Origin of the sequence: Usitatibacter rugosus (assembly GCF_013003965.1) — a bacterium.
Classification (GTDB): Bacteria; Pseudomonadota; Gammaproteobacteria; order Burkholderiales; family Usitatibacteraceae; genus Usitatibacter; species Usitatibacter rugosus.
This window is the reverse complement of the sequence record NZ_CP053069.1, coordinates 3,221,262-3,233,461: the sequence shown is the minus strand read 5'-3', so window position 1 is coordinate 3,233,461 and position 12,200 is coordinate 3,221,262. Positions and strand designations below refer to the sequence as shown.

General features: G+C 67.4%; 12 protein-coding genes. 10 read left to right on the top strand and 2 right to left on the bottom strand.

What is annotated here, in order from left to right:
• Positions 1-152: 152 nt before the first annotated feature.
• On the bottom strand, positions 153-1,130 hold the full coding sequence (locus DSM104443_RS15260; RefSeq protein ID WP_171093700.1) for an NAD-dependent epimerase/dehydratase family protein: 978 nt from the start codon (positions 1,128-1,130) through the stop codon (positions 153-155).
• 36 nt (positions 1,131-1,166) lie between these two features.
• Here DSM104443_RS15260 and DSM104443_RS15255 point away from each other — a divergent pair, with 36 nt between their 5' ends.
• The 3 genes from DSM104443_RS15255 (at position 1,167) to DSM104443_RS15245 (ending at position 5,032) form a co-directional block, all read left to right on the top strand.
• A complete protein-coding gene (locus DSM104443_RS15255; protein WP_171093698.1) occupies positions 1,167-2,180 on the top strand; it encodes an elongation factor P maturation arginine rhamnosyltransferase EarP in 1,014 nt (337 codons plus the stop codon).
• Between the two features lie 93 nt (positions 2,181-2,273).
• Positions 2,274-2,834 carry an elongation factor P gene (efp, locus tag DSM104443_RS15250; protein WP_171093695.1) on the top strand — a complete coding sequence of 187 codons (561 nt, stop codon included), beginning with the start codon at positions 2,274-2,276 and terminating at the stop codon, positions 2,832-2,834.
• A gap of 218 nt (positions 2,835-3,052) precedes the next feature.
• Positions 3,053-5,032: a YncE family protein gene (locus tag DSM104443_RS15245; protein ID WP_171093693.1), complete on the top strand. Its 1,980-nt coding sequence runs from the start codon at positions 3,053-3,055 to the stop codon at positions 5,030-5,032.
• A gap of 96 nt (positions 5,033-5,128) precedes the next feature.
• Here DSM104443_RS15245 and DSM104443_RS15240 read toward each other — a convergent pair whose 3' ends face one another.
• On the bottom strand, positions 5,129-5,950 hold the full coding sequence (locus DSM104443_RS15240; RefSeq protein ID WP_171093691.1) for a fatty acid hydroxylase family protein: 822 nt from the start codon (positions 5,948-5,950) through the stop codon (positions 5,129-5,131).
• A gap of 117 nt (positions 5,951-6,067) precedes the next feature.
• On the opposite strand from DSM104443_RS15240, the gene panB reads away from it, so the two are divergent.
• Genes panB through DSM104443_RS15205 form a run of 7 tightly spaced genes read left to right on the top strand, consistent with a single transcriptional unit; the run spans position 6,068 to position 12,197 of the window.
• On the top strand, positions 6,068-6,958 hold the full coding sequence (panB, locus tag DSM104443_RS15235; protein ID WP_171093690.1) for a 3-methyl-2-oxobutanoate hydroxymethyltransferase: 891 nt from the start codon (positions 6,068-6,070) through the stop codon (positions 6,956-6,958).
• 3 nt (positions 6,959-6,961) lie between these two features.
• Positions 6,962-7,630 carry a GntR family transcriptional regulator gene (locus DSM104443_RS15230; protein WP_171093688.1) on the top strand — a complete coding sequence of 223 codons (669 nt, stop codon included), beginning with the start codon at positions 6,962-6,964 and terminating at the stop codon, positions 7,628-7,630.
• A 34-nt stretch (positions 7,631-7,664) separates the two neighbouring features.
• On the top strand, positions 7,665-8,645 hold the full coding sequence (locus tag DSM104443_RS15225) for a Bug family tripartite tricarboxylate transporter substrate binding protein (protein WP_171093686.1): 981 nt from the start codon (positions 7,665-7,667) through the stop codon (positions 8,643-8,645).
• Positions 8,645-10,288 carry a malonate decarboxylase subunit alpha gene (gene mdcA / locus DSM104443_RS15220; RefSeq protein ID WP_171093683.1) on the top strand — a complete coding sequence of 548 codons (1,644 nt, stop codon included), beginning with the start codon at positions 8,645-8,647 and terminating at the stop codon, positions 10,286-10,288. Before DSM104443_RS15225 ends, mdcA begins: the two co-directional genes overlap by 1 nt.
• 4 nt (positions 10,289-10,292) lie before the next feature.
• Positions 10,293-10,604 (top strand): malonate decarboxylase acyl carrier protein, encoded by a 312-nt coding sequence (gene mdcC / locus DSM104443_RS15215; RefSeq protein ID WP_171093681.1) that lies wholly within the window; start codon positions 10,293-10,295, stop codon positions 10,602-10,604.
• A complete protein-coding gene (locus tag DSM104443_RS15210) occupies positions 10,601-11,500 on the top strand; it encodes a biotin-independent malonate decarboxylase subunit beta (RefSeq protein WP_212756720.1) in 900 nt (299 codons plus the stop codon). The genes mdcC and DSM104443_RS15210 overlap by 4 nt, the downstream gene beginning before the upstream one ends.
• On the top strand, positions 11,493-12,197 hold the full coding sequence (locus DSM104443_RS15205; RefSeq protein ID WP_171093680.1) for a biotin-independent malonate decarboxylase subunit gamma: 705 nt from the start codon (positions 11,493-11,495) through the stop codon (positions 12,195-12,197). Before DSM104443_RS15210 ends, DSM104443_RS15205 begins: the two co-directional genes overlap by 8 nt.
• Positions 12,198-12,200: the final 3 nt, after the last annotated feature.

The following is a 12,200-nucleotide window of genomic DNA, read 5'->3' as shown; positions in this document are numbered from 1 at the left end:
ACTTTTGGAACCGCCGATCCCCGCCGATGAAGGGCGCCGATCTCCGCCGATAAATCCTGAGGTGTTTGGTCGTGGCGGGAGTGGCGCTGCCTCGTTTCGCGCAGCTCCACACCCAAGATTTTCATCGGCGGAGATCGGCGGTTCCAACAACGTTAGCGCTTGGCGAGCAGCTCGCGTTCTCGCTCCGGCGTAATGCCCGCCTTCCAAACGTGATCGACCGGCCGTTTGCGGGACCACGCGAGCGTGTCGGCGATGGTCTCGGCGAGCGGACGAAAGCGAAGCGCCGTCCCCAGCGCCCGTCCGATCGGCACCTGCAGGAATCCTCCGTCCTTCTCGGGCACCCAGAGCGGCATTTCTTTCCACGGCGCGACGCCGTTCTCCGCCAGGAAAGCCTCGTCGGCCCACGCGAGCCCGGCGCGGGCCCGCGTGGTCGTGATGCAGCTCTCCAGCAGGTTGCCCATCGTGAGCGTTCCCGCGGGGCCGGTCGCGTTGAACGTGCCGCCGATGTCGCGCTCGAGCAGCGTCACCATCCACGCCGCGAGGTCGCGCACGTCGATGAACTGGATGCGCCGGCCGGCACGGCCCGGGGCGAGCACGGTGCCGCCCAGCGCGATGCGGTGCGGCCAGTACGTGAAGCGGTCGGTGGGATCGTGAGGGCCGACGATCAGCCCGGGCCGGACGATCAGCGCGCGGTCGCCGTGCACGTCGCGCACCGCGGCCTCGCACATCGCCTTCAACGCACCGTAGGTCTCGGGCGTCATCGCATCGGGCACCGGATCGGGCGGCGGGGCGACGCTCGCGTCCTCGCCGAATCCGTCCGCCCCCGAATACACCGAGATCGTCGAGACGAAGGCATAGCGCGGAGCCGTGCTGCGCAGCGCCTTCACGGCCATCGACACCACGCCCGGCAGGTAGCCCGAGGTGTCGACCACCACATCCCAGCGCTTGCCGGCCACCGCGGAGCGCAGCGCGCTCTCGTCGGTGCGGTCGGCCTTCAGGCACTCGACGCGCGGATCCGGCCCCGAGGACTGGCAGCGATTGAGGTGGGAGACGTCATGGCCGGCGGCGATCGCCGCGTCGGTGAGGGCGCGGCCCAGGAACACGGTGCCGCCGAGGATGAGGATGCGCATGCCCCGATGCTAATCCAGCCCCGTAGAATCCGCCGGATGGACGAGCGCTGGGACATCTTCTGCAAGGTCGTCGATAACTACGGCGACGCCGGCGTGGCCTGGCGTCTCGCGCGGGAGGTCGCGCGCGAGCACGGCAAGCGCGTGCGCCTGTGGCTGGGCGCGCTCGAGGTGCTCGCCGTTATCCGCCCCGAGATCGATGCGACGCGAGACACGCAGGAACTGGAAGGCGTGGAGGTCGTGCGCTGGCGCGAGGACTTCACGCCCGCGGACGTCGCCGACGTGGTCGTCGAGACTTTCGGCTGCGATCCGCCGCCGGCCTACGTCCTCGCGATGGCGGAGCGCTCGCCGCGCCCGCGCTGGATCAACCTCGAGTACCTGAGCGCCGAGGACTGGGTGGAGGGCAGCCACGCGTTGCCCTCGCCGCATACGAAGCTGCCGCTGGTGAAGCACTACTTCTTCCCCGGCTTCACGCGCAAGACCGGTGGCCTGCTGCGCGAGGGCGATCTCGTCGCAAGGCGCGAGGCCTGGCGCCTCTCGCATCCGCGCGAGCCCGGGCTGCGCGCGAGCGTCTTCGCGTATCCGTCCGCGCCTGTCGACGAGCTGCTCGCCGCATTTCGCGCGAGTGATCCTCCCGTGGAGGCGATCCGCCCCGGTGTCGATACGCCGTTCCTCCAGCAGGACCGCTACGACGAGCTCCTGTGGTCCTGCGACGTGAACTTCGTCCGTGGGGAGGATTCCTTCCTGCGGGCGCAATGGGCGGCGCGACCTTTTATCTGGCACATCTATCCCACCGAGGACGGCGCCCACTGGATCAAGCTCTCGGCATTCCTTGCGCGCTATACCGAGGGCCTGGATCGCCCGGACGCCGCGGCGGTCACGGCGCTCTGGGAAGCCTGGAACCGGGGTGAGGGCGTGGCGAAGGCGTGGGAGGAATTCCGGGCCCGGCTGCCCGCCCTCGGGGCCCACGCCCGGAGCTGGGCGGATCGGCAGGCCTCCCGGACCGACCTTGCATCCGCAATTGTCGATTTCGCCGACCACGTGCTAAAATAGCGAGCTTTTTCAACGACTTTAATACCGAGTACGGCGTTGGAGCGGACAGCGAAGCTGCCGCTCGACGCCAGCGGACAGAAAACGGAACCCACCATGAAAATTGCCCAAGAACTGCGTAGCGGGAATGTGATCCAGATCAACAATGATCCGTGGGTCGTGCTCAAGACCGAATACAACAAAGGTGGCCGCAGCGCCGCCACCATGAAGCTCAAGATGAAGAACCTCCTGACGGGCAGCAACCAGGAGACGGTCTACAAGGCCGACGACCGCTTCGAGCTCCAGATCCTCGAGAAGAAGGAAGTGAACTTCTCGTACTTCGCCGACCCGCTCTACGTCTTCATGGACAGCGAGTACAACCAGATCGACATCGAGAAGGATTCGATCGGCGAAGCGATCAACTACCTCGAAGACGGCATGACCGGCGAAGCCGTGTTCTACAACGGCCGCGCGATCTCCTTCGAGCTGCCCACGACGATCGTTCGTGAGGTGACGTACACGGAGCCGGCGGTTCGCGGCGACACGTCGGGCAAGGTGCTCAAGCCCGCCAAGCTTTCGACGGGGTTCGAGATCAACGTGCCGGCGTTCTGCGAGACGGGCGACCGCATCGAGATCGACACCCGCACGCACGAGTACAAGCGTCGCGTCACTGCCTAAGGCGAAAGGCGTCCTCCGCAGATAAACGCGGATAAACGCCGATCACAGCCAAGACGTAGCGGAAAGAAATCAGGGCGCCTTCGGGCGCCCTTTTTCATGAGGGGAAACTGTCCTACACCATTGATTGCAGACACGAAATTGTCACCAGCTTCGTGCAAGAAAGCGCAATAATCCGGTACGCCGCCCCCTCCGCCGCCCATGATGAAAGGACGCCATCCATGGATCGCCGCTCCGCCCGCCTCGCCACCCTCTTCACCGTACTGACGCTCGCGCTGCCCGCTGCCGCGGCCCTGCGCGAATCCGAGACGATCGCCGTCGGCGCCGGTGTGAACAACGCCGCGGTCGACAAGACCACGGGCCGGCTCTTCACGGCCAACGTCGGACCCGCCCGCAACGACGCCGGCTCGATCTCGGTGCTGGGCCTCGACGGTTTGGTCACCGTGCTCCCGAGCGCGGGCACGCCGGGCGACCTCGCCGTGAGCTCCGCGTTGCGCTCGGTGGTCGTCACGCATCCCACGGCCGATCGCGTCAGCCTCATCGACGCCGATACGCTTTCGATGCGGATCGTCACGACCGGGCAGCAGCCGTTTGCCGTGGCCGTCATCGACTCGAAGAATCGCGCCTACGTCGTCGGCCGCAACCGGGTCGCGACCACGACCTTCGTCCCCGGCCAGATGAGCGGAAACGTCACCGAGGTGGATCTCTCGACAGGCGCCACGCGCGTCTTCGCGATGCCGGACATGGACCCGACCTCGATCCTCGCCGTCGGCGACCGCGTGTTCGTCATGGTGAAGCTCTACGGTTTTGCCCAGGAGCTGCCGGCGTACGTGCGAGAGCTCGACACGGCTTCGGGTACGTTCGGGCCCGCGGTGTCCGTGGGTCGGCGCGGGATGCAGATGCTCGGATCCGCTTCCGGCGACGAGCTCTACGTCCTCGGGCACGCCGACTTCATGCGCGACGCCCCGAGCGTGCGCGCCGCGCTCTTCGTGCTCGACACGGCCACGCTGGCGATCAAGCGCACGATCCTGCTGCCGGACTACACGCCGGTCACCTACATGGCCGACGGGACGCGGGTCTACAACCTGCCGAACATCATGGGCGCGCTCACGCTCGATCCGCTGACCGGCAACGTGTATGCGCTGGACATGTTCAACAAGCGCTTCTCGATCGTGAACCCGGCCACCGGCGCCCTGACGGCCGTGGAGCTCGAATTCTCCACGCGCTCGATCGCCTTCGAGCCGGTGTCGCGCAACCTCTACGTGGGGTTCAGCTACGGCGGCTATGCCGCGGTGTACTCCGCGGGCGGCGATCGCCTCGACACCATCGCCCTCGGAGAGACCTTCCAACCCGGCTCGCTCGTGGCGCTGAGCATCGCGGTGAATCCGCTCAGCGGCGCGGCGTATGCCATCAACACGGGTCCGGGCACGGTCTCGATCCTGCGCGCTCCGGAATCGCTCGTCTCGCAGGCCTTCAATGCCACCGACCTCTGGTGGAATGCCAACGAGAGCGGCTGGGGCATCTACCTCGAGCAGCAGGGCACCACGATGTTCGGTGCGCTCTTCCTGCGCGACGAAGCGGGCGCCCCGCGCTGGTACACGATGTCCGAGGGCAAGCGCGCGGGTAACGGCTCCTTCTCCGGCACGCTCTATCGCATGCAAGGCCTCGCCGGCGCCGGCGTCCGCGCGACCGCGGTCGGCACGCTCACCTTCGCGCCGGACTCCAACGACAGCGCATCGCTCAGCTACACGATCGGCGACGCGAAGCGCAGCACGGCGATCACGCGCACCCGGTTCGTGAGCGACCGCAACTGCGGCTGGAGCAACTCCGCGGCAAGCAAGGCGACCCACCTGCCGAACTACACCGCGCTCTACTACCAGCCGGAGAACTCGGGCTGGGGCCTCGCGGTCTCGCATCGCGGCGACACGGCCTTCGGCGTGATCTTCGGCTACGACGCCCAGCAGCAGCCGACGTGGACGCTGATGTCCGACGGCAAGAGCCAGGCGAAGGGCAGCGGCAGCGCATTCGGCGGCACGCTCTACCGCGTGGCGGGCAACTCGGTGGCGGAGATCGGGTCGATGTCGCTCGCGTTCGGGGCCGAGGGATCCGCCTCGCTCTCGTACACGGCGGACGGCAAGTCAGCGAACCAGCTGCTTCAGCGGCATGTGTTCGGGGCGATCACGAGCGAGTGCGGCTTGTAGCTTCCGCTGATTCAAAGAAAAGGGCGCCTTCGGGCGCCCTTTGCATTTCAAGCATCTGCGTTCATCCGTGTTTATCTGCGGAGGACGCCTTTCGCCCTAAGCAGCCTTCGCGAGGACCTGCTTCTCCTCGTCGTTCAGCACCGGCCCCTCCAGCGTCACGCGCTCCTCTTCGACCTTCGCATTGCGGAAGCGCGCGATGATCGGCTTCAGCTCGTCCTTCACGTGCTTGTCGCTGTACCCGTTGAACAGGTGGCCGATCAGCCCGCGCTTCAAGTCGCTCGTCCCCATCGCCCAGTCCGCGACGGGGAAGGTGAGGTTCATGTTCACGTGCATCATGATCCCCATGTTGTGGTGCGCGGCGTGGTGGCGGCGGATGGTGTTCACGAACGGCATGTTGCGCACGAACCCGTTCTCGGGGACGTGGCAGCAGAAGTGGAACGTCTCGTACACCATGTAGTGGCCGAGCATCGTGATGAAGGTGACGTAGCCCGCATTCGCGCCCAGCACCTGCGCGACCAGGAGCGACAGCCCGCCGCCCGCGACGGCCAGCACCGTGAGCACGCGCCACGGGAAGAACACGATGCGGAACTCCTGGATCGAATGGATCTCGTGGTCGTTGTCGGTGAAGTACTGGTGGTGCTGGCGAGTGTGGCGGTCGTAGATGGCGCGCACGGCGAAGACATCCCGCAGCCGGTGCATCACGAACTTGTGCATGCCCCACTCGATGAAGTTGCCGCCGATCGCGACCGGGATGACGAGGAGCCACTCCCACGTCGGGTTCACCATGCGCGAGACGCACCACACGATGGCGCCGATGCCGGCCGTGTACATCACCGCGATGTGGAGCAGGCCGCTGTAGTACGGGCTGATCTCGGCGACGTACTTCTCGCGGAACTTGCGCTGCTTATCGGTCATCATGGGCGGGCCCTCCGGTGTTGCCGGGGTGGTCGAGTTGCTGATATATTAGTTGTGCATCACACAAGAAGTCAAGATTCCCGCCTTCGCGGGAATGACGGAGCGTTCGAGGAGAACGACGTGGCCGAGAAGTCCGAAGCACCCGCAACGCCGGCGCGGAAGAAACGCACGATCCAGGAGATCCGCGACTCCAAGCACACCGGCGAGAAGATGGTCTACATGTCGGTGCCGGAGTACACCGCCGCCCGCTGGGCCGAGATGGCCGGCGTGGACGTGGCCGTGGTGGGCGACAGCCTCGCGATGATCGCGCACGGCCATACCAACACCATCCCCGCGACCATGGACATGATGACGCTGCACGCGCAGGCCATCCGCCGCGGCGCTCCCAACACCTTTGTATTGGGCTGCATGCCCTACCAGAGCTACAACACGGTCGATCGCGCCCTCGTGAACGCCACGCGCTTCATGCAGGAGGCGGGCACGGATGCGGTGAAGCCGCAAGGCGGCAAGTCGCAGGCCCACATCCTCAAGGCGCTGGTGGACAGCGGCATCCCCACGGCTTCGCACATCGGGCTCACGCCCCACACGGTCGCCATGTTCGGCGGCTTCAAGATCCAGGGCAAGACGGCGGACACGGCGATGAAGATCCTCGAGGACGCCTTCGCCATCCAGGACGCGGGCTGCTTCATGCTCGAATTCGAAGCGGTCCCCTCGAAGATCGCGCGCGTGATCAGCGAGCAGCTCGAGATCCCCACCATCGGCATCGGCGCCGGCGTGGGCACCGACGGGCAGATCCTGCTCTGCCACGACCTGCTCGGCGTCTTCACCGACTTCAAGCCCAAGTTCACCAAGCGCTTCGCGAACCTGACCGAGGTGGCCGTGAAGGGCATCACGCAATACATCACCGAGGTGAAGGCCGGCACGTTCCCCGACGACGACCACAGCTACGGCGTGGACGAGAAGGAATACGAGAAGTTCGTGGGCCTGGTCGAGAAGCGGAAGCACCACTAGCCCATGCCGAAGCGTCCCGCCCGAGCCGACGGACCGGCCCAGAGCCTCACGGACCGCGCCTACGCGGATCTCGAGGAGATGATCGTCACGCTGCGGCTCGCGCCTGGCGCGGCCGTCTCCGAAGCGGAGCTCTCCGAGAAGCTGGGCATCGGAAGGACGCCGATCCGCGAAGCCCTGCAGCGCCTCGCGCGCGAACGCCTGGTGGTGATCCTCCCGCGCCGCGGCATCCTCGTCTCCGAGATCAACGTGAAGAGCCAGCTTCGCCTGCTCGAGGTGCGCAGGGAGCTGGAGCGCCTCGTGGCCCGCAGCGCGGCGAAGCGCGCCACCGAGCAGGAGCGCGAGCAGTTCCGCGAGATCGTGCGCAGCTTCGAGCGCTCCGCGAAGGCCAACGACGACGTGGCTTTCATGCGCACCGACCGCGCCTTCAACGAGCTTTGCAGCCAGGCGTCGCACAACGAGTTCGCCCTCGGTGCGATGAGCCTCATGCATTCGCTCTCGCGCCGGTTCTGGTACATCCACTACAAGCAGGCGGCCGACATGCCCATGACGGCGAAGCTGCACGCCGACATCGCGCGCGCCATCGCCGACGGCGATGCCACGGCCGCCGCGAAGGCCACCGACAAGCTGTTAGACGTCATCGAGAAGTTCACCCGCGACACCACCGACATCTAAGGCCCCGCTCCGTGGGCCGCACGAGGAGAGCTCCATGAACCACCAACGACGCACCGTGCTGCACGGCTTGGCCGCCGGCGCAGCGGCCCTCACCCTTCCCGGCGTCGCACGCGCCGCGTTTCCCGACAAGCCGGTGAAGATGATCATCGGCTACTCGACCGGAGGGGCCACCGACGCAACCGGCCGCCTCGTGGGCCGTTACCTCGAGAAGGGGTTGGGACAGCCCGTCGTGCCGGACTACAAGCCGGGCGCGGGCGCCTCGCTGGGCGCGGACTTCGTCGCCAAGTCCACCGGCGACGGCTACACCATCGGCCTCACCGATTCGGGCCCGATGACGATCATGCCGAACCTGCGCAAGGTCGGTTACGACCCGCTGAAGGATTTCACCGCGCTCTCGTACGTGTGCGCGACGGGCCTCGTGGTTCTCGTGCACCCCAGCGTGCCCGCCAACAACATCAAGGACCTGATCGCGCTCGCCAAGGCGCAGCCGGACAAGCTCAACTACGCGAGCTCGGGCGTGGGTTCCGTGCACCACCTCGCGGGCGAGCTCTTCAAGGCGCAGGCCGGCGTGAAGATGACGCACGTGCCGTACAAGGGCGCGGCTCCGGCGCTCACCGATCTCATCGGCGGCCAGGTGCCGGTGATGTTCGCGACGATCGGCCCGGCCCTGCAGATGATCCAGGCCGGCAAGGCGCGCGCTCTCGCGGTCACGAGTGCCAAGCGCTCCGCCCCGCTGCCCGACGTGCCCACGGTCGCCGAGACGATCCCGGGCTACGAAGCCGTGCTGTGGTTCATGATGGTCGGCCCCGCGTCGCTGCCCGCGCCGGTCGCGCAGCGCTTCGAGAAGGACCTGAAATCGGCCCTCGTCGACGCCGACCTCATCAAGGAGCTGGAGAAGCTCGGCAACGAGGACGTCGGGCCGCGCACCCCCGCGCAGGTGAACGAGATGCTCAAGGCCGACCTCGCCAAGTGGGGCAAGGTGATCCGCGAAGCCAACATCACGCTCGAGAGTTGATGGCCCGCGCCTGGAACCAGGGCGAGCAGGAGCGAGCGCGGCGCCTCGAGCGCGCCCGCGCCGCAGGCCTGGGCAAGGTCGTCGATGCCGCGCGCATTGGCGACCTGTTGAATGCCATCCTCGTTTCCGGCGATCGCATCTGCGTCGAGGGCAACAACCAGAAGCAGGCCGACTTCCTCTCGGGTGCGCTGGCGAAGCTCGATCCCGCGGTGATCCACGATCTGCACGTCGTGCAGTCGACGCTGTCGCTGCCTTCGCACCTGGATATCTTCGAGCGGGGTATCGCCCGCCGCCTGGACTTCTGCTTCTCCGGCGACCAGGGCGTGCGCATGGCGCGCCTGATCAAGGAGAACAAGGTCGAGGTGGGCGCGATCCACACCTACCTCGAGCTCTACAGCCGCTACTTCATCGATCTCACGCCGCGCGTGTCTTTCGTGGCGGCGCAGAGCGCGGACCGCGAAGGCAACCTCTATACGGGCCCCAACACCGAGGACACGCCCGCGGTCGTCGAGAGCACGGCGTTCAAGCAGGGCATCGTGGTCGCGCAGGTGAACGAGATCGTCGAGAAAGTCCCGCGCGTCGATGTTCCCGCCGACTGGGTCGGCTTCGTCGTGAAGGCGCCCAAGCCGCACCATCTCGAACCCATCTTCACGCGCGACCCGGCGCAGGTCACCGAGATCCAGATCCTCATGGCGATGATGGTCGTGAAGGGCATCTACGGCCCCTACGAGATCGCGCGCCTGAACCACGGCATCGGTTTCGACACGGCGGCGATCGAGCTCATCCTGCCCACGTACGCGGAGAGCCTCGGCTTGAAGGGGAAGATCTGCAAGTTCATGTCGGTGAACCCGTGCCCGACGCTGATCCCCGCCATCGAGTCCGGCTTCGTGGAGGCGATCCATTGCGCAGGCTCCGAGCTCGGCATGGAGGCGTACTGCGCCGCGCGGCCCGACGTATTCTTCAACGGACCCGACGGCACCATGCGATCGAACCGCGTGTTCTGCCAGTTGGCCGGGCATTACACCGATCTCTTCACCGGATCCACGCTGCAGATGGACCTCGAGGGCAATTCGTCGACGGCCACGTTGAATCGCGTGACGGGCTTCGGTGGAGCGCCCAACTTCGGCAGCGAGTCGCGCGGACGCCGTCACGCAAGCCCCGGTTGGCTGAAGGCGGGCCTCGAAAGCGCGCGCCACGGCTCGACAATGCCGCGCGGCCGGAAGCTCGTCGTGCAGCTGGTCGAGACCTTCCAGGACAAGATGGCGCCCACGTTCGTCGAGCGCCTCGATGCGTGGAAGCTGCAGGAAGACTTCGGCCTGTCACTTCCGCCGGTCATGGTCTATGGCGACGACGTGACGCACCTCGTGACGGAGGAGGGCATCGCGCACCTGCACCGCTGCGAGACGCTGGCCGAGCGCGAGCAGGCGATCCGCAATGTCGCGGGCTACACGCCCGTCGGCCTGGCGCGCGATCGCAAGGTGGGCGAGAACCTGCAAGGCCGCGGCATCGTGCAGCGCCCCGCCGACCTCGGCATCGATCCGCGCATGGCCACGCGCGACCTCCTCGCCGCCCGCTCGGTGAAGGACCTCGTGCGCTGGTCCGGCGGCCTCTACGATCCCCCCAAGCGTTTCCGCAACTGGTGAGCCCATGGAAAATCTCTCCTTCGAGTTCGGTCCTTTCCCGCCTGGTCCGCTCCGCTCCGAACCCGTGATCGTCGGCGTGGTCGGCTCGGGAAACATGGAAGCGCTGTGCGAGCCCACGCCGCTCGGTGGCCGCATGAAGATCGTCGTGAACACGTCGGTGCGCGGCTTCGGCGCCACGTGGGAAGCGGTGCTCGGCGATTTCGCGCAGCGCGTTCGCGTGCCCGACCTGCTGGTGACGATCAACGATGCCGGCGCCACGCCGGCCGTCGTGGGCCTTCGCCTCGCGCAGGCGGCCGCGGAGCTGGAGGCCTCGTGACCATCGCCAACGCCGGTTACCTGGAGGCCACGGCGCGCCAGCGCGTGCGCCGCTTCTTCGACGCGGGCAGCGTGCACGAATGGCTGGGGCCGGCCGAGCGCGTGACGAGCCCGCACCTGCCCGCGCTGGAGATGCCCGTCGCGTTCGACGATGGGGTCGTCACGGGCCGGGCCACGCTCGAGGGAAAGACGGTGTTCTTCGCGGCCGAGGAGCCGGAGTTCATGGGCGGTTCGGTGGGCGAGGTGCATGGCGCCAAGTTGACGGGCCTGCTGCTGCGCGCCGCGCGCGACAAGCCCGCGGCCGTGGTCCTGCTGCTCGATACGGGCGGTGTTCGATTGCACGAGGCAAATGCCGGCCTGATCGCGATCTCCGAGATTCAACGCGCGGTGTTCGATGCGCGCGCCGCGGGCGTGCCGGTCGTCGCGGTGTGCGCGGGCTCCAACGGTTGCTATGGCGGCCTGGGCATCGTCGCGCGCGGCTGCGACTGGGTCGTGATGACGGAGGAGGGGCGGCTCTCCGTCTCCGGTCCGGAGGTGATCGAGGCGCAGAAGGGCGTGGAGGAGTTCGACGCCCGTGATCGCGCGCTCGTCTGGCGCACGATGGGCGGCAAGCACCGGTATTTGCTGGGCGAGGCCGACGCGCTGGTCGCCGACCGCTTCGATGCGCTGCGTTTGGCGGTGGCGTCGTTCTTCGGGCGCACGCGCGCGATCGACCTCGCTTCCGTTCGCGCGGAGCACGCCGCGCTCGGGCGAAGGCTCGAACGCTTCGCAACCGCCGGCGACGCGACGGATGTCTGGGCGTCGCTGGGCGTGGCGGAGCCGAAAGCCGTGCCCATGCTCACGCCCGGCGATTTCGTCGCGATGGCCGACAGGGTCCGGGAGCGCGCCGATGCTTGATCCGATCCTGCTTTGCAGCCAGCTCTTTCCCGGCGGCCACGATGTGCACATCGAGGGCGAGCGCGTGGTGGGCACCGGCCTCGCGAAGGCCGGCGAGGTCGCTGTCGTCGGAACGCACGGCCACGCGGCCATCGGAGCCGACCTCGCCTTCGCACTCGCCACCGATGTCCTCGAGGTGATCGAGAAGCATCCGAAGCGTCCCATCCTCATGCTCGTGGACACGCAGGGCCAGCGCCTCTCGCGCCGCGACGAGATGCTCGGCAATCCCGGCTATCTCTCCCACCTCGCGAAGTGCTTCGAGGTCGCGCGCCGCCGCGGACATCCGCTGCTGGCGCTGGTGTATGGCGAGGCGGTGAGCGGCGGCTTCCTCGCGCTCGGACTCACCGCGGACAAGACGTATGCGACGCCGGACGCGCAGGTTCGCGTGATGGCGCTGCCCGCGATGTCGCGCATCACGCAAATTCCGATCGAGCGCCTCGAGTCGCTGTGCCGCACTTCGCCCATCTTCGGACCGGGCGCGGAGCACTACGAGAAGCTGGGCGCGATCGAGAGCCTGTGGTCGGGGGATCTCGCGGGCCACCTCGAGGCCGCTCTCGCGCTCCCGGCGGGCTCCGATCGGCGCCGCCACCTGGGTGCCGAACGCGGGGGCCGCACGGCGGCGCATTCCGTCGTCGAGCGCATGCTCGCCGCGCCCTGAGAC

Excerpts from the sequence above, each read along its gene's own strand:
- DSM104443_RS15260 (WP_171093700.1), bottom strand. The coding sequence starts at position 1,130 with ATGCGCATCCTCATCCTCGGCGGCACCGTGTTCCTGGGCCGCGCCCTC.
- mdcC (WP_171093681.1), top strand. The coding sequence starts at position 10,293 with ATGGAAAATCTCTCCTTCGAGTTCGGTCCTTTCCCGCCTGGTCCGCTC.
- DSM104443_RS15245 (WP_171093693.1), top strand. The coding sequence starts at position 3,053 with ATGGATCGCCGCTCCGCCCGCCTCGCCACCCTCTTCACCGTACTGACG.
- DSM104443_RS15255 (WP_171093698.1), top strand. The coding sequence starts at position 1,167 with ATGGACGAGCGCTGGGACATCTTCTGCAAGGTCGTCGATAACTACGGC.
- DSM104443_RS15205 (WP_171093680.1), top strand. The coding sequence starts at position 11,493 with ATGCTTGATCCGATCCTGCTTTGCAGCCAGCTCTTTCCCGGCGGCCAC.
- efp (WP_171093695.1), top strand. The coding sequence starts at position 2,274 with ATGAAAATTGCCCAAGAACTGCGTAGCGGGAATGTGATCCAGATCAAC.
- DSM104443_RS15230 (WP_171093688.1), top strand. The coding sequence starts at position 6,962 with ATGCCGAAGCGTCCCGCCCGAGCCGACGGACCGGCCCAGAGCCTCACG.
- mdcA (WP_171093683.1), top strand. The coding sequence starts at position 8,645 with ATGGCCCGCGCCTGGAACCAGGGCGAGCAGGAGCGAGCGCGGCGCCTC.
- DSM104443_RS15240 (WP_171093691.1), bottom strand. The coding sequence starts at position 5,950 with ATGATGACCGATAAGCAGCGCAAGTTCCGCGAGAAGTACGTCGCCGAG.
- DSM104443_RS15225 (WP_171093686.1), top strand. The coding sequence starts at position 7,665 with ATGAACCACCAACGACGCACCGTGCTGCACGGCTTGGCCGCCGGCGCA.